The sequence below is a fragment of the Pantoea sp. NGS-ED-1003 genome (genome assembly GCF_000738765.1).
Lineage (GTDB): Bacteria > Pseudomonadota > Gammaproteobacteria > Enterobacterales > Enterobacteriaceae > Pantoea > Pantoea septica.
On record NZ_JPQA01000004.1, the window covers coordinates 68,987 to 84,583 of the forward strand.

Genomic DNA, 15,597 nt, shown 5'->3' on the forward strand with positions numbered 1-15,597 from the left:
CCTCTGTACCTCGATGGGTAACGGCTGCTGACGTCAGGCGTAAAACGCAAAGCGCCTCCCTCGCCGAAACTTAAGATTGCTTAAATTCACAGCTTAAGTATACTTAAGTCTGGCTCTCAGGAGATGTCAAGAAGATGGAAAAAGAAACTACGGGCGATCGTATTCGCTTCCGCCGTAAGGCACTGAATTTGACGCAAAAAGCTGTTGCAGAAAAAATCTCGGTTTCCCATGTGGCGATATCTCAGTGGGAAAAAGAGGAAACATTGCCGCGCGGAGAAAACCTGCTGCGACTCGCGGAGGTGCTGGGCTGCGCGCCAGCATGGCTGGTAGACGGGGATGGACCGGTGTTTACTGTACAAATGCAGGCGCAAACCGGCCTGCCTTATCTGGAGAGAGAACAGATTGGCGACTGGCTGGCGGAGGCGACGCAGGTAGAGATCCTCAGGCGGATCCCTACCGATCGCAGCTACTCTGCCACCAGCTTTGCATTGACCCTATGGGACAACGCGCTGGCGCCGCAGTGCCTGCGTGGCGATCTGCTGCTTATCGATCCTGAATTACCGCCCCAGCCTGGGGACCTGGTGCTGGCGCTTACTGGAGAGAACGAGTATGTGCTACGCAAATATCGCGCGCGCAGCCACAACAGCTTTGAGCTGGCGCCGCTGAACGAAGATTACCCGCTGTTGCGTTCATCGGAACAGGCGCTGTCTGTGCTGGGAACGCTGGTAGAGTGGCGACGTTATCGCGATACGGCGCAGTAAGCCGCAAAAATCTTCCGCTTCGCTCGAACTTTCGCCGCGAAGCAGAGTCCTGTTAAGCATGTGGATAATTCCATGTAACGATTTCACCCGCCTTGAGCGGGCTTTTTTTTGCCCATAAGAATTTCCTGTGACGAATGCGTGCTGCTGCGTTTCTTTATCGTAGCGCCGGTGAGAAGATAATCTGGCGCCATGCGCATACCCTTTACGTAATGCAATCGAGAGTTCTGCCTGACTGGACTTGCCCGCTGACCTGTGCGGGCAATTTTTTGCGCGCTTTAATGAATAAAGCCGCCCGCAGACGGCTTTCACATTCAGGGATTCAGATTTTCATCCTCATCTTCATCCGCAACGTCATCTTCTACATACTCATCATCTTCTGGCATCTCATCCCCCTCTCCGCCGGGTATCTCTTCTACGCCGCCTGGGAGCTGGCCGCCGCCGGGAATGGGATCGATATCATCGGGACGTTCTGACATACGCACCTCCAGTTACCCCTATTGGGTATATTTAGTTTAGTGCTGTGACTATTTAATATGCGCCCTCCCTTACTGAAACGTGAACGAAGCGTAAAAGATCAAACATTACGCCGTTGCCGTTTGGCTTATTGGACAGGCTGTGTTCCATGTAGTTTTACGCAAAAACGCCGTCGTTAGCGCAGATAAATTTAATTCTGTTTATTGACGGATCGCTTTATAGCTTCTTCAATGAAATAAGAGACTGCACTGGAGGAAAAACTCATGACTGAACTGTTACATATTATCTCTGTCAGCGCGATTGTCGCTGGAATATATCTAATTCAGTAAGAGAATGGTCACGCTCAGGTAATATTATAATGGTGACCTTCTCTGATGCGACCCTTGTGCCTGGGAGATTCTTCAGCGCAAGAGCCGATGCAGCAAGGCCTGCGGCGAGGCTGCTGGTTGAAAACCGTCGTCGACAAGATTTCTCATACCGTCTGAATAATATATCGTTTTTCAGGAAATACGCCTGACTAAAATATATTTACCCAATTTCAGTAATATTAATGATGCAGCATTTCATCAACCACCTGTTCCTGTGTTAATTGCCAGGGATAATAAGTGGGCCAGTTATCCATCTCTTCAAGCAGCGCCTGCTGAGAGATATTTCCGCTAAAAAGGTGAAAATGGCTTGACCTGCGCGGTGCGATAATATGATCGCTAAACTGCACATATTTTGGCGCATGGCTGTTCCTGTCGTGACATTCAAACAGATAACGAACACCTTTTTTCCCGGAGGCATAGGTCAGGATTTTATGCCCGGCATAGCTGTAGCGGCAGGAGGCGACGCTGTCGCCGCGGTGAAATTCGATTACGCCATCTTCAATGTCCAGCCGCTCGATTTCCGTGGCGTAGCCTTTGCGGTAATAGGCTTTGATCTGTTCTGGGGTTTTATGCCCGTCCTTTTGCGCTTTCTGCGCGAAGACCGCATCCAGTTTTCCCTGCTCCAGCAGCGGATAGACGGACTCCCATACGCCATCCCAGTCTGACAGCGGGCGATCTTTAACATCTTTGTTATCGAACACCCCTTCGGCCGCTTTTTGCTCCATTTGCGACAGCGCTGGACCGTGCGCGTGGTGACCATGCGCCATAGCCTGCCCGCCAAGCAGCAGACCCAATGCAATGACTTTTCCTTTGCTTACCAACATATTTACCCTCCATCAGTGAAAGAGTGTAAAATGTTATGATATAACATTTCTAAAAACAAGCTTTGTGTGCACCCTCTCGCTAGCTCGCGTGGAAAAGTTTTTTCGCCTCTGATTTTGAATCTGTTGCCGTCACGCATTTCACATCGCGCAGCGCCTGTAGCTCGGCCAGGCGTGATTTGGCTTTTTCGCTGGCGTTGTGGCGAGCGAGACCGTTGCCGATGCCGAGATCGCCCATAAAGCCCAGTACGGTGCGATAGTCAAAGCTGCCGGTCTCGGTGATCTCCTGCTGGATATGGCGCGTTTTGACGATTTCCTGTTCCAGTGCATGGCAGTTTAGCGATACCGCTTCCTCATCCGTTACCGCGGAAGCCTGAGGGTACTGCTTGGTTGCGCAGGCGGTGAGCAGCAGCACGGCTGCGATTATGAGTATTTTCATTGTGGTGTCGGTTATGCCGTGCTGTTTGTTTGAAGGGTAAGCCTGTATATTATTCATTTTACCTGGCAATATTTGAGGCACAGGGTGATGCAATGGCTTGAAGGTTGATCAGAATCATACCTTAAGAAAAATTTCATCAATCGGATGAATAAACGATGCTTTGCGGTATGTTTTTGTGGTTCGGGTGTGCAGAGGAGCCAGAGGATATATATCTTCGAGAGTTCAGGGGCCAGACAGCACTCAACATCATCGTAGTGATGATTTTATTCTCTATTATGATTTCTTACCTTCCTTACCTATCAATAATTCCGCTAGCACGCATTATAGGCTCGTAAGCCTGTAGATAACTCACTACCGGATAATCGTCCTGCTTAAACACTTCAGCGTTGCATCTTGTGGGATGCTTACCATGCCTTAAGGCGCTTGATAGTTAAATCTCTACTCAGTCATTGATATGTGATATATAAAATATCCTTATCCACAGCACCAAGCCTATAGTTGTTATCATCTCCTTCGTTAATTCTCTCACTGAGCAATATCTAAATCCTCTAAGTTACCAGCTCATTTTTGAGCAAATACTCAAGGTGAAGCGTGCATTTACCGAGGTGATTCCAGGATAACCATGCCTGTTCGGTGAGATACCGTAGTAAATTTAAAATCTATATAAAATGCATAAATTTCAACCACTTAAAGACAATGCGTTAACTTATGTATATAAAAACAGCAAAATTTGTGATTTTTGGCTTACTGCTGCAGCTCATTCCTGTAAGGGATATGGCATTAAAAGGTAATATTTTGATAAGGCATACATAAGGGGTTAAATTTCACTTAACCGCCATGTAAACTACCTGATTCAACGTCCTGTATCACTGCTTTATAGCAGTCTCACTTGGACTCATTTTGCTTCTCTACGCATTCTTGCCTTACGGTCAATCTGGTGACAAGATTTGCACCTTCTGTACATGGGGATAATCCTAATGCTCAAGATATTCGCACGATATGCCTCTGTGGGCGTAATCAATACGCTCATTCATTGGATGGTTTTCACTGTCCTGTATACAGAAGGCCAGACGCAATCACTATCAAACTTTGCCGCATTCTGTTTCGCGGTTACGTTTTCCTTCTTTGCTAACGCGAAGTGGACCTTTAGCGCTGAAGCAACAACCATCCGTTATCTGCTTTATCTCTTTTTCATGGGAGGCATGGCTTCAGCTGTAGGTTGGTATGCAGATCGAACCCATGTCAATCCTATTGCAACACTTATTATTTTCTCGGCGATAAGCTTGGTCTGTGGCTTCATCTACTCAAAATTTGTGGTTTTCAAGGAGCGGAAATGAAAATATCACTTATAGTTCCAGTTTTTAATGAAGAAGAATCTATACCACTTTTTCATCAGGAGGTTCGTGGATTTCCTGCCTTTTCAGAGTATGAAGTTGAAATAGTCTTTATTAATGACGGAAGTACTGATAGCACTGAAGCCGTCATTCGGCTTTTTGCCAACCATGATAAACTCATAAAAAACATTTCATTCACTCGAAACTTTGGCAAAGAACCAGCCTTATTTGCTGGGCTTGAAGCAGCAACGGGTGACGTTATCATCCCAATCGATGTAGACCTCCAGGATCCAATAAATGTTATTCCGCTGATGATAGAGAAATGGAAGCAAGGTGCTGATGTGGTTTTAGCAAAACGTATTGACCGTTCATCAGACAGCCATATCAAACGCAAAAGTGCTGAGTTGTTTTATAAGCTGCACAATATGATAAGTAAACCTAAGATAGAGGAAAACGTTGGCGACTTTAGGCTAATGTCAAGAGAAGTGGTTGAAAATATAAAACTTCTACCAGAACGCAATCTATTTATGAAGGGGTTGTTATCATGGGTAGGAGGTAAGACAGAAGTTGTTGAATATATTAGAGCTGAACGATCAGCCGGATCCTCTAAATTCAACGGCTGGAAATTATGGAATCTTGCTCTAGAAGGAATAACTAGCTTCTCGACTTTTCCATTACGCGTGTGGACATACATAGGGCTAGCTGTAGCATCGATGTCTTTCATTTATGGTATGTGGATGATACTCGACACTTTATTTTTTGGTAATCCTGTTCGTGGATACCCATCTATTTTAGTTTCAATTTTATTCCTAGGTGGAGTACAGCTAATAGGCATTGGCGTATTGGGGGAATACATTGGAAGAATTTATATTGAATCCAAAAAAAGACCACGCTTTATCATAAAAAATGGAGTAAAAAAGCAATGATAGAATTTAAAAAAGAATGCAATCTTCTCGCACCATTCATTATAACAGGCTTACTTTTTATAACACCAATAATATTATCAGATATTTATTATTATGACGATTATGGCAGAGCACTATTAGGATATACGCATTGGAATAGTGTGGACGGAAGGCCTTTAGCAGAAGCGGTAATGGTTATATTAATGCAAAGTTCCAAAATGTATGACATTTTCCCACTTCCATTAATTATAGGATTAATAATACTTTCTATAAGTGCAAAGTATTTTATAAAAACAATAGACAGTCAGGCATCATGGTGTGCGATACCTATATTCCTTTCTATCTTATCTAACCCTTTCATTTTAGAACCATTATCATATAGATTTGATTCGTTGATTTTTTTGCTGTCATTAGCAGTAGCGTTAGCTTACTGTTATGAACCCAAAAAAATCAAATACTCATTTTTATGGGGTTTTACATGTTCAATTGCTGTTTTATTTTTATATCAAACCTCATTCAATGTAATACTTTGCATGCTTGCAATGAGATTCCTCATAAAATGCAATTCAGGGAGCGACTCACACGAAATAATAAAAAGAATTTCATTATCTGTTATTGAGTTATTACTTGCAATATTAACCTTTTCTTTAGCAAACAAATACATATTTAAAATAGAAGCAAACTCTTATCATCCCGCAGTTGCCAGTGACAATATTTTAAATGCAATAATTGACAACATTAGTGAATATTCTCAATTTATAACTACTTTTCACCCATTAGGAAAAGTGGCCATCTTAATTATTTTATTGATATCTATAGTTTCTTCTTTAAAAGTTGCCTCTAAAGCAACAGCTAAGGGAAATATTTCAAAGGTAATAATTTATCTTTTTGCTCTGACAATACCGTTTCTGTGCCTGATGGCGTCTGCAGGTATCCTGCTCGTTCTTGATAAACCATTGCTTTCTCCTAGATCCATGATTGGGTTCTCAGGATTCATGGTGTTCAGCTCAACTGCACTATATTTATCTCTAAAGAGAAAATTGTTCACACTTATATTCTTAGCGCCTTTTATTTCATCATTACTCACAAGTTTTGCTTATGGGAATGCCTATCAAGAGCAATATAAAATTTTCGATAACATAACACAAAATATTATTGCAGATACGCAGAACGACAGCGACAACTCACTTAACTTTACTTTCGAAGGTATAGCGCCGTCATCTGAGGTTTATAAAAATTCCGCAAGAAAACTTCCCATATTATCTAAGCTTATTCCGGGAGAATTTTATAATGGGTGGTGGGCTGTTATGTATATGAGAAAGGCCGGATGGACTCAGAACCCGTCCTGGTATGACAGTATAAAACGTCCAGACGCTCATGAATTAGCTTGCCAAACATTTCCAATCGCAAAAAGAAAATATTATTATTTATTTAAAGATGGTGATTTTATTTTGATTGATTTTAACAAGTCAACTTGCAGCAAATAGCATAATAAGGTCACAGGGATGTGGCTTTATTTTTTTAAAAAGCAACACATATAGACATTCCTTGCAGTCTAAACCTACTGACCTTTTATTTTTTTAATTATTCGAAGGTTATATAATTGCGGTATATTAAAGCGTGGCAATTCTATTAAAGGTGTATAACATCCCCCAACATCAGCGCAATCAATTTCTGCCCCGTCACCAGGGCTTTATTTTACTTGATAAAAGCATAAGTGATTTATGCTAATTTTTGAATTATTTAGCCACAAAAGAATCTTTTTTATCTGACGCAAATATTTTTTTGCATAAACCAAGCAGTCTTTTAGAAACCAAAATGTAACTGACACACCCAAAGGCTATAGCAAAAAAATTTAAAACTATCAGGCTATAGATTTCGGATGAACGAGCAAAGTCCCACGCTACTTTCAGGAATAGCATATGACTAATATAAATGGTATATGATGCATCACCTATAAAAGAAAGAAAGGAGACAAGCTTTCCGTGTGTTAAATTTGTACTTCTTATTAGGTACAGAATAATTGAGGCTATTATTACCATGTTAATATCACTGACATACATCTTTTTCGACAAAACCACACACGTTATAATTATTAGTATTAGCAAAATCGGTAGGTATGGTTTTTTAAAATCGACAACTTTTCCGTAAAAAATTAGCGAGCCCAGTGCAAAGGCGATACAATGAAAATCAGTTATTATATAGGGAGCATAAACCCATCCGCCTCTGTCAATCTGGAAATTGGCGTTACCCAAATAATAAAGGCCATAGAAAAGGGACAACATCGCAATGGGGATATGTATTTTTTTCTGAAAGAAAAACAACATTACAGCAAAAACTATATAAAAATACATTTCATATACTAAACTCCAGGAACTTCCTATCATCATCGAAAAATACTTACCCTCCCAAAATTGAGGTATTAAGGTGATATTGGAAATCCATGAAAAAGCATCATTTGATGGCACCTTATAGTCAACATAGGTCCCATAAAACGCATACCAAGCCATCAAATAAACGAAAAACCAAAATATATATTCAGGATATATTCTTATAACTCTGTCTTTTATAAATTTATAAGGTGAAATGTCTTTTTTATTTACGGAAATGGTTAATACATATCCGCTTAGCGCGAAGAAATAATAAACAGCAAAATCCCCAATATGATTTAATGACGTCTGATTAAAAAAACCATCTTTGTTAAAGTAAAGAAGGGGGAGTGTCAGTAAGTGATGAACCATCACCAATAGAGCAGCTACCCCTCTTGAAACCTGTAAAGAATTACTCTTCATAATTGAACCCTAACATACGCATCTAATAAGCACTTAACTGTTATCATTCCATGTGCTTTTTGTTAAGAAGTCGATAATAATTGTTAAATGCAATAACGGATGTGATGCATATTTAGAAATATCCTCAATAGTTTCCTTACCTGAGTACAAATTCTTCAAGAAGCAGAGTGGATTAATACGGTAACAATTACAGCATTTACTCTACTTAAAAGCGCGGGATATAATAGCCGCTTTTCCGGGAGCAATTTATCTTACCCCTCGAATAGCTAGCCTTATAAAAAAACTGGACCAACTCATCCGATAAGCAGAGAATTCTCATGTAGTAAGCATTTCTCGCTTGTAAGCTAGGAATGGCTAATCTTAAAAAGGTAGCAGTACGCTAGCTTGTCATACAGGAAACCTTAATTATGTCAAAAAACTAAAAACCGAATTGAATATTATCAGGTATATGAGGTACAAACATCTTGGCAGGCGCAAACCCGAACTATGTCGCCGCGCAAATGGGTCACTCAGATGCGCAGATGGTGTATCGGGTTTATGGCGCCTGGATGTCAGAGAACAATACGGATCAGCTTTCCCTTATCAACACGAAAATGAACGATCTTGTGCTACATACGTGCTTCGCTAAAGTAGCCGTATAGTTATTTGCTTTAGTATCAGCCAGTTACCCGCTTAAACCTGCATATTCATAATATCCGTATAAGCCGCCACCAGCTTGTTCCTCACCTGAATCCCCATCTGCATCGAGATAGAAGACTTCTGCATATCCACCATCACATCGTTCAGCGCGATGCCCGGCTTGCCCATTTCAAAATCCTGCGCCTGCGTACGGGCGGTGTTCTGCGTATCGCTGATCTTATCAAGCGCCGCTTTCATGGTGGCGGCGAAGTCGACCGGCTGCGTCGCCTCGCTGCTTTTGTTACTGGCCTGCAGCGAAGTCAGCTGAAGCTGCTGTAAAACGCCGTCGATTGCCTGAATGGACATGCCGTTACCTCATTGAAAGAGAGATGGAATTTTCTACGATCAAAAAGTTATCACATTGTCAATGAGACAAAGGCGCTAAATAACCGCAAAAAACCCGGCTTATTCGCCCATCGAATTTTGCGATAAAGAAAATAATGCCATGCATTGAAGTGGAGTTTCTTTTACGCAGTGTCAGGGAGTCTGTTTTGTCACTACAACAAACCCGGTCAATTATGTCAGGCAGGAATAGGTCATGAACGCGAGCGCAGCCGCTACACAGGATTCAGCCAAAAAAGGTTTCAGTGACCTTATCGCTCGCCTGCGCGCTAACCCGCGTATTCCCCTTATCGTTGCCGCCGCCGCCGCTATCGCCATCGTGATGGCGCTGGTGCTGTGGGCGAAAGCGCCCGATTACCGCGTGCTGTACAACAATCTCTCTGATGAAGACGGCGGCGCGATTGTTACCCAGCTCACCCAGATGAACATCCCTTATCGCTTCGCCGATAACGGCGGCGCGCTGATGGTGCCGGCGGAAAAGGTGCATGAGCTGCGCCTGCGCCTGGCGCAGCAGGGGCTGCCGAAAGGCGGATCGGTGGGCTTTGAGCTGCTCGATCAAGAGAAGTTCGGTATCAGCCAGTTCAGCGAGCAGGTCAACTACCAGCGCGCGCTGGAAGGCGAGCTGGCGCGCACCATCGAAACCTTAGGGCCGGTGAAAACCGCGCGCGTCCATCTGGCGATGCCGAAGCCGACGCTGTTCGTGCGCGAGCAGAAAGCGCCTTCCGCCTCGGTCACCCTGAACCTGCAGCCTGGCCGCGCGCTCGATGAGGGCCAAATCCAGGCCATCGTGCATATGGTCTCCAGCAGCGTGGCGGGCCTGCCGCCGGGCAACGTTACCGTTGTCGATCAGAGCGGACGCCTGCTGACGCGTTCAGACAGCGAAGGCCGCGACCTCAACGATGCACAGCTGAAATATACCGCCGAAGTCGAAGCGCGCTACCAGCAGCGCATCGAAGCGATCCTGAATCCGATTCTCGGCCAGGGCAACGTGCACGCGCAGGTGACGGCGCAGATCAACTTCGACAAGAGCGAGCAGACCGACGAGAAGTATCAGCCGAACGGCAATCCGAGCAGCACCGCTATCCGCTCGCGTCAGACCAGCACCAGCGATCAGACCGGTAGCCCGTATCCGGGCGGCGTGCCGGGTGCCCTCTCCAACCAGCCAGCGCCGGGCAACACCGCGCCGGTCAATGCGCCGAACGCGCAGAACGGGCAAAACGCGCAGAATGGCCAGCAGAACAACGCGAACAACGGCACCACCACCAGCACGGCCAGCAGCAGCGTGCCGACCAACTCGCGCCGCGACGATACCGTGAACTACGAGCTGGACCGTACCATTCGCCACACCAAAATGAACGTCGGCGACGTGCAGCGCCTCTCAGTGGCGGTAGTAGTTAACTATCGTGCCGATGACAAAGGCAAGGCGATCGCCCTTAACGAACAGCAGCTGAAGCAGGTTGAAGATCTGACGCGCGAAGCGATGGGCTATTCCCAGCCGCGCGGCGATAGCGTCAACGTGGTCAACTCCGAGTTCACCGCAGCCGATCCAACCAGCGGCGACCTGCCGTTCTGGCAGCAGCAGGCCTTCTTCGATCAGATGATGAACGTCGGCAAATGGCTGCTGATCGCGCTGGTCGCCTTCATCCTCTACCGCAAAATGGTGCGTCCGCAGCTGATGCGTAAACGCGAAGCGGAAAAAGCCGCCGTGGAAGCCGCAGAACAGCGCGCCGCCGCCGTGCAAGAGGAAGAAGCCTACAGCGTACAGCTCAGCAAAGATGAGCAGGATGCAGAGCGCAAGTCTAGCAACCGCATGAGCGCCGAGGTGATGAGCCAGCGCATCCGCGATATGTCCGAGAACGATCCGCGCGTCGTTGCGCTGGTTATCCGCGAATGGATGAGTAAAGAACTATGAGTCTGACCGGAACTGAAAAAAGCGCCATCCTGATGATGACCATCGGCGAAGAGCGCGCCGCCGAGGTGTTCAAGCACCTTAACCAGCGTGAAGTGCAGCACCTGAGCGCCGCGATGGCGAATATGCGCCAGGTGTCGCACAAGCAGCTTACCGAGATCCTGCGTGAGTTCGAGACCGACGCCGAGCAGTTCGCGGCGCTGAGCCTCAACTCCAACGAGTACCTGCGTTCGGTGCTGACCAAAGCGCTGGGCGAAGAGCGCGCCGCCAGCCTGCTGGAGGATATTCTCGAGTCCCGCGAGACCACCAGCGGCATGGAAACGCTCAACTTTATGGAGCCGCAGGCTGCCGCCGATCTTATCCGCGACGAGCATCCGCAGATCATCGCGACTATCCTGGTGCACCTCAAGCGTGGCCAGGCGGCAGATATTCTGGCGCTGTTCGACGAACGCCTGCGTCATGACGTCATGCTGCGTATTGCCACCTTCGGCGGCGTACAGCCGGCGGCGCTGGCAGAGCTGACCGAAGTGCTCAACGGCCTGCTGGACGGCACCAACCTCAAGCGCGCCAAGATGGGCGGCGTGAGAACCGCGGCGGAAATCATCAACCTGATGAAAACGCAGCAGGAAGAGGCGGTTATCGAAGCGGTTCGCGACTTCGACGGCGAACTGGCGCAGAAAATTATCGACGAGATGTTCCTGTTTGAGAACCTGGTGGAAGTGGACGACCGCAGCATCCAGCGTCTGCTGCAGGAAGTGGAGTCCGAGCAGCTGCTGGTCGCGCTGAAAGGCGCCGAGCAGCCGCTACGCGAGAAGTTCCTCAAGAACATGTCGGCGCGCGCCGCCGATATCCTGCGCGACGACCTCGCCAACCGCGGTCCGGTGCGTATGTCGGCGGTAGAGAACGAACAGAAAGCTATCCTGCTTATCGTGCGCCGTCTGGCGGAATCGGGCGAGATGGTAATTGGCAGCAGCGAGGAAACCTATGTCTGATGCCTTTTCCGCCCGCCCGTGGCAGCTCTGGCAGCCTGATGATTTAGGCCGCCGCGACGAGCCGGCACCGGAGATCCTGCCGGAGCCTGAGGTGTTTGAATCGGAAGCCGACGAGCAGCAGCAGCTCTTCGAGCGAATGCAGCAGCAGGCGCGCAAAGAGTCGCAGGCGCAGGGTTATAACGAAGGCCATCAGCAGGGCTTCGCCGAGGGTCAGAAAGCGGGCTACGACGCCGGCTTTCAGCAGGGGCTGGCCGATGCGCAGCAGCAGCAGGCGCCGCTTCAGGCGCGCATGCAGCAATTGGTCACCGAGTTTCAGCACTCGCTGGAGGCGCTCGACAGCGTCATCGCCTCGCGTCTGATGCAGCTGGCACTGGAAGCCGCGCGCCAGGTCATCGGCCAGGCGACCACGGTGGACGGCAGCGCCCTGCTGCGTCAAATCCAGCAGCTACTGCAGCAGGAGCCGATGTTTAGCGGCAAACCGCAGCTGCGCGTACATCCCGACGATCTGCAGCGTATCGAGCAGACGCTCGGTCCGACGCTCGATCTGCACGGCTGGCGTTTGCTGGCCGACAGCACGCTGCATCCTGGCGGCTGCAAGCTGAGCGCCGAAGATGGCGATCTCGACGCCAGCGTGGCGACGCGCTGGCAGGAGCTGTGCCGTCTCGCCGCGCCAGGAGAGTTTTAATGACCTCGCGACTTTCCCGCTGGCTGGGCGCGCTCGACGCCTTTGAAACCCGCATCGCGCAGGTGCAGCCGGTGCGCCGCTACGGCCGCCTGACGCGCGCCACCGGTCTGGTGCTGGAGGCGACCGGCCTGCAGCTGCCGCTCGGCGCCACCTGCGTTATCGAACGCAACGACGGCAAGAACCTGACCGAAGTCGAAAGTGAAGTGGTGGGCTTTAACGGCCAGAAACTCTTTCTGATGCCGCTGGAAGAGGTCGACGGCATTCTGCCCGGCGCGCGCGTCTATGCGCGCGACAGCGGCCACAGCGGCAAACAGCTACTGCTCGGCCCGGAACTGCTGGGCCGGGTGCTCGACGGCAGCGGCAAGCCGCTCGACGGTCTGCCGTCGCCCGATACCGGCTACCGCGCGCCGCTGATCACCCCGCCCTTCAACCCGCTGCAGCGCACGCCGATTACCGACGTGCTCGACACCGGCGTACGCGCCATCAACGCTCTGCTTACCGTCGGGCGCGGCCAGCGTATGGGCCTGTTCGCCGGTTCCGGCGTCGGCAAGAGCGTGCTGCTCGGCATGATGGCGCGCTATACCCAGGCGGACGTCATCGTGGTCGGGCTGATCGGCGAGCGCGGCCGCGAAGTAAAAGATTTTATTGAAAATATTCTCGGCGCCGAAGGCCGTGCGCGTTCGGTGGTGATCGCCGCGCCCGCGGACGTCTCGCCGCTGCTGCGCATGCAGGGCGCCGCCTATGCCACGCGCATCGCCGAAGATTTTCGCGATCGCGGCCAGCACGTGCTGCTGATTATGGACTCCCTGACGCGCTACGCCATGGCGCAGCGCGAGATCGCGCTGGCCATCGGCGAGCCGCCCGCCACCAAAGGCTATCCGCCCTCGGTGTTCGCCAAGCTGCCGGCGCTGGTGGAACGCGCCGGCAACGGCACGCACGGCGGCGGCTCGATTACCGCCTTCTATACCGTACTGACCGAAGGCGACGATCAGCAGGATCCTATCGCCGACTCGGCGCGCGCTATTCTCGACGGCCATATCGTGCTGTCGCGTCGGCTGGCCGAAGCGGGCCACTACCCGGCGATCGATATTGAGGCCTCTATCAGCCGCGCCATGACCGCGCTGATCGACGAGGATCATTACGCGCGGGTGCGTCAGTTTAAGCAGCTGCTCTCCAGCTTCCAGCGCAACCGCGACCTGGTGAGCGTCGGCGCCTACGCCGCAGGCAGCGATCCGATGCTGGACAAGGCGATCCGCCTCTACCCGCAGATGGAAGCCTTTCTGCAACAGGGCATTTTTGAACGCAGCCACTACGACGACGCCTGCCTGCATCTGCATGCGCTGTTCGGCTAACGGCGGCGTAACGGAAGGAGTAAGCGATGAAGAGCGCCAGTGCCATCGACACGCTGCGCGATTTAGCGGAGCAGGATCTGGAGAAAGCGGTGATGCACCTCGGCGATATGCGCCGCGGCGTGCGCCAGGCGGACGAGCAGCTCACCATGCTGCTCGACTACCAGGATGAGTACCGCAATAAGCTAAACAGCGATATGTCGGGCGGCATCGCCACCACGCGCTGGACCAACTACCACCAGTTTATTCAGACGCTGGAACAGGCGATCGAGCAGCATCGCGCTCAGCTGAGACAGTGGAATCAGCGTCTGGAGCAGGCGCTGGCCAGCTGGCGCGAGAAGCAGCAGCGTCTTAACGCCTATCAGACGCTGATCAGCCGCGCGGCGGACAACGCATTACGAGTAGAAAACCGTCTCGATCAGAAACGGATGGATGAATACGCCCAACGGGCCGCATTGAGGAAAGGCGAATGATTACGCTGCCAAATATTGTCACCGCCGCCAGCGCGAAAGGCGAGCTGAAAAGTTCAGATTCCGCTGAGGTTTTGCACAGCGTCAAATCGCTGCCGCAGGACTTTCTGACCGAGCTGGGCAACCGTCTGCTGACGCTGGCGAAGCAGCAGGGAAACGCGGCGCAATCTGCTGAAAGCGCAGAGGAAAAGGAGGACGCGCCTGCACTAAAGGGTCAGCCTGACGCGCTGCTGACCGCCTTTGACAAAACCGAGGGTTTGAATGCGCTGCTGACGCCGGAAAATATTAAAGCCGCCACCAAATCCGCCGATGATAAGGATAAGGCGAGCGCGGAAACCTTAACCAGCAGCGAGGCGCAGACCATGCAGGCGCTGTTCGCCATGCTGCCAGCGTCGCCGGTTGCGCAGAGCAGCGTTTCCGCCGCTTCCGTCGCCGCCGAGTCGGGCACCGACACGCGCCGCGGCGCGCTCGCAGGCAATGCGCTCTCGACGCTGAGCCAGGCGCTGAGCAATTCGCTGGCGCAAAGCGCGTCGCCATCGGCCAGCGCGCCAGCGCACGCTGAGACGAAGGCGAGCCCGACGCAGCTGAACGCCGCATCAGCGGGCGCGGCAGCCAGCACGGCCAACGCCAGCGCGCCGCTGACGCTGGACGGCAGCTTTCAGCAGGCGCTGAGCAACTTTAGCCGACAGGATGAAAAAAGCGCGCCGCTGACGCAGACGGACAGCAGCGCGCTGACCAGTACGCCGGCCAGCAGCAGCACGTCGCCGCTGATGACGCAGACCGCCTCGGCCACGACCAGTACGCCGTCGACGCCGATGCTCAACGCGCAGCTGGGCAGCGACGAATGGCAGCAGGCTCTGAGCCAGCAGATTGTCATGTTCACCCGCAACGGCCAGCAAAACGCCGAGCTGCGGCTGCATCCGGCGGATCTGGGCGCCATCCAGATCAGCCTGAAGCTGGATAACGACCAGGCGCAAATCAGTATGGCCTCCAGCCACAGCCACGTCAGGGCCGCGCTGGAAGCCGCCCTTCCGCAGCTGCGTAACGCGCTGGCGGAAAGCGGCATTAACCTGGGACAGAGTCAGGTAAGCAGTGACAGCTTCGCGCAGAGCCAGGGCTTCCAGCAGCAGCAACAGCAGCAGGAGGCGCGCCGCGACGGACAGCACGGCACCTTCCCTCTCTCCCAGGATGACGATAGCGAGATAACGCCGATCGCCGTTCCCGCCGCCCTTCAGGCGCGCATCCTCGGCACCGGCGCTGTCGATACTTTTGCCTGAC

Annotated in this window: 15 protein-coding genes and 1 pseudogene; 11 read left to right on the forward strand and 5 right to left on the reverse strand. The window is 50.7% G+C overall.

Annotation, left to right across the window (positions count from 1 at the left end; all coding sequences use genetic code 11):
• Nucleotides 1-134 precede the first annotated feature (134 nt).
• Nucleotides 135-761 (forward strand): helix-turn-helix domain-containing protein, encoded by a 627-nt coding sequence (locus tag JS46_RS08945; protein ID WP_033749802.1) that lies wholly within the window; start codon nt 135-137, stop codon nt 759-761.
• Nucleotides 762-1,072: 311 nt separating this feature from the next.
• Here JS46_RS08945 and JS46_RS24440 read toward each other — a convergent pair whose 3' ends face one another.
• The 3 genes from JS46_RS24440 to JS46_RS08960 form a co-directional block, all read right to left on the reverse strand.
• Nucleotides 1,073-1,237, reverse strand: coding sequence for a hypothetical protein (locus JS46_RS24440; protein WP_200879028.1), 165 nt, complete (start codon nt 1,235-1,237; stop codon nt 1,073-1,075).
• Between the two features lie 545 nt (nt 1,238-1,782).
• Nucleotides 1,783-2,427 (reverse strand): metal-binding protein ZinT, encoded by a 645-nt coding sequence (zinT, locus tag JS46_RS08955; protein ID WP_033749805.1) that lies wholly within the window; start codon nt 2,425-2,427, stop codon nt 1,783-1,785.
• A 79-nt stretch (nt 2,428-2,506) separates the two neighbouring features.
• Nucleotides 2,507-2,863 (reverse strand): hypothetical protein, encoded by a 357-nt coding sequence (locus JS46_RS08960; protein ID WP_033749806.1) that lies wholly within the window; start codon nt 2,861-2,863, stop codon nt 2,507-2,509.
• A 977-nt stretch (nt 2,864-3,840) separates the two neighbouring features.
• Between JS46_RS08960 and JS46_RS08970 the strand changes: the two genes are divergently transcribed.
• Genes JS46_RS08970 through JS46_RS23335 form a run of 3 tightly spaced genes read left to right on the forward strand, consistent with a single transcriptional unit; the run spans nt 3,841 to nt 6,589 of the window.
• A complete protein-coding gene (locus JS46_RS08970) occupies nt 3,841-4,200 on the forward strand; it encodes a GtrA family protein (RefSeq protein ID WP_200879029.1) in 360 nt (119 codons plus the stop codon).
• Nucleotides 4,197-5,123: a glycosyltransferase family 2 protein gene (locus JS46_RS08975; RefSeq protein WP_033749810.1), complete on the forward strand. Its 927-nt coding sequence runs from the start codon at nt 4,197-4,199 to the stop codon at nt 5,121-5,123. Before JS46_RS08970 ends, JS46_RS08975 begins: the two co-directional genes overlap by 4 nt.
• Nucleotides 5,120-6,589: a glucosyltransferase domain-containing protein gene (locus tag JS46_RS23335; protein ID WP_072010417.1), complete on the forward strand. Its 1,470-nt coding sequence runs from the start codon at nt 5,120-5,122 to the stop codon at nt 6,587-6,589. The genes JS46_RS08975 and JS46_RS23335 overlap by 4 nt, the downstream gene beginning before the upstream one ends.
• Before the next feature lie 252 nt (nt 6,590-6,841).
• Here JS46_RS23335 and JS46_RS08980 read toward each other — a convergent pair whose 3' ends face one another.
• Nucleotides 6,842-7,894: an acyltransferase gene (locus tag JS46_RS08980; RefSeq protein WP_072010418.1), complete on the reverse strand. Its 1,053-nt coding sequence runs from the start codon at nt 7,892-7,894 to the stop codon at nt 6,842-6,844.
• A 458-nt stretch (nt 7,895-8,352) separates the two neighbouring features.
• Between JS46_RS08980 and JS46_RS24575 the strand changes: the two are divergent.
• Nucleotides 8,353-8,535, forward strand: a pseudogene (locus JS46_RS24575) (integrase); the annotation flags it as partial.
• A gap of 31 nt (nt 8,536-8,566) precedes the next feature.
• Here the strand turns inward: JS46_RS24575 and fliE are convergent.
• Nucleotides 8,567-8,878 (reverse strand): flagellar hook-basal body complex protein FliE, encoded by a 312-nt coding sequence (gene fliE, locus JS46_RS08990; protein WP_033749815.1) that lies wholly within the window; start codon nt 8,876-8,878, stop codon nt 8,567-8,569.
• Nucleotides 8,879-9,110: 232 nt separating this feature from the next.
• Here fliE and fliF point away from each other — a divergent pair, with 232 nt between their 5' ends.
• The 6 genes from fliF to JS46_RS09020 are packed head-to-tail and all read left to right on the forward strand — an operon-like array spanning nt 9,111 to nt 15,596.
• On the forward strand, nt 9,111-10,826 hold the full coding sequence (gene fliF, locus JS46_RS08995) for a flagellar basal-body MS-ring/collar protein FliF (RefSeq protein WP_033749816.1): 1,716 nt from the start codon (nt 9,111-9,113) through the stop codon (nt 10,824-10,826).
• Nucleotides 10,823-11,815, forward strand: coding sequence for a flagellar motor switch protein FliG (fliG, locus tag JS46_RS09000; protein ID WP_033749817.1), 993 nt, complete (start codon nt 10,823-10,825; stop codon nt 11,813-11,815). The genes fliF and fliG overlap by 4 nt, the downstream gene beginning before the upstream one ends.
• On the forward strand, nt 11,808-12,500 hold the full coding sequence (gene fliH / locus JS46_RS09005) for a flagellar assembly protein FliH (protein ID WP_033749818.1): 693 nt from the start codon (nt 11,808-11,810) through the stop codon (nt 12,498-12,500). Before fliG ends, fliH begins: the two co-directional genes overlap by 8 nt.
• Nucleotides 12,500-13,852 (forward strand): flagellar protein export ATPase FliI, encoded by a 1,353-nt coding sequence (gene fliI, locus JS46_RS09010; protein WP_033749819.1) that lies wholly within the window; start codon nt 12,500-12,502, stop codon nt 13,850-13,852. Before fliH ends, fliI begins: the two co-directional genes overlap by 1 nt.
• A gap of 26 nt (nt 13,853-13,878) precedes the next feature.
• Nucleotides 13,879-14,322: a flagellar export protein FliJ gene (fliJ, locus tag JS46_RS09015; protein ID WP_033749821.1), complete on the forward strand. Its 444-nt coding sequence runs from the start codon at nt 13,879-13,881 to the stop codon at nt 14,320-14,322.
• A complete protein-coding gene (locus JS46_RS09020) occupies nt 14,319-15,596 on the forward strand; it encodes a flagellar hook-length control protein FliK (RefSeq protein WP_033749822.1) in 1,278 nt (425 codons plus the stop codon). The genes fliJ and JS46_RS09020 overlap by 4 nt, the downstream gene beginning before the upstream one ends.
• Nucleotide 15,597: the final 1 nt, after the last annotated feature.

Bases quoted from the DNA above. Each gene is read 5' to 3' on its own strand.
- JS46_RS08945 (WP_033749802.1), top strand. From the start codon at position 135: ATGGAAAAAGAAACTACGGGCGATCGTATTCGCTTCCGCCGTAAGGCA.
- JS46_RS24440 (WP_200879028.1), bottom strand. From the start codon at position 1,237: ATGTCAGAACGTCCCGATGATATCGATCCCATTCCCGGCGGCGGCCAG.
- zinT (WP_033749805.1), bottom strand. From the start codon at position 2,427: ATGTTGGTAAGCAAAGGAAAAGTCATTGCATTGGGTCTGCTGCTTGGC.
- JS46_RS08960 (WP_033749806.1), bottom strand. From the start codon at position 2,863: ATGAAAATACTCATAATCGCAGCCGTGCTGCTGCTCACCGCCTGCGCA.
- JS46_RS08970 (WP_200879029.1), top strand. From the start codon at position 3,841: ATGCTCAAGATATTCGCACGATATGCCTCTGTGGGCGTAATCAATACG.
- JS46_RS08975 (WP_033749810.1), top strand. From the start codon at position 4,197: ATGAAAATATCACTTATAGTTCCAGTTTTTAATGAAGAAGAATCTATA.
- JS46_RS23335 (WP_072010417.1), top strand. From the start codon at position 5,120: ATGATAGAATTTAAAAAAGAATGCAATCTTCTCGCACCATTCATTATA.
- JS46_RS08980 (WP_072010418.1), bottom strand. From the start codon at position 7,894: ATGAAGAGTAATTCTTTACAGGTTTCAAGAGGGGTAGCTGCTCTATTG.
- fliE (WP_033749815.1), bottom strand. From the start codon at position 8,878: ATGTCCATTCAGGCAATCGACGGCGTTTTACAGCAGCTTCAGCTGACT.
- fliF (WP_033749816.1), top strand. From the start codon at position 9,111: ATGAACGCGAGCGCAGCCGCTACACAGGATTCAGCCAAAAAAGGTTTC.
- fliG (WP_033749817.1), top strand. From the start codon at position 10,823: ATGAGTCTGACCGGAACTGAAAAAAGCGCCATCCTGATGATGACCATC.
- fliH (WP_033749818.1), top strand. From the start codon at position 11,808: ATGTCTGATGCCTTTTCCGCCCGCCCGTGGCAGCTCTGGCAGCCTGAT.
- fliI (WP_033749819.1), top strand. From the start codon at position 12,500: ATGACCTCGCGACTTTCCCGCTGGCTGGGCGCGCTCGACGCCTTTGAA.
- fliJ (WP_033749821.1), top strand. From the start codon at position 13,879: ATGAAGAGCGCCAGTGCCATCGACACGCTGCGCGATTTAGCGGAGCAG.
- JS46_RS09020 (WP_033749822.1), top strand. From the start codon at position 14,319: ATGATTACGCTGCCAAATATTGTCACCGCCGCCAGCGCGAAAGGCGAG.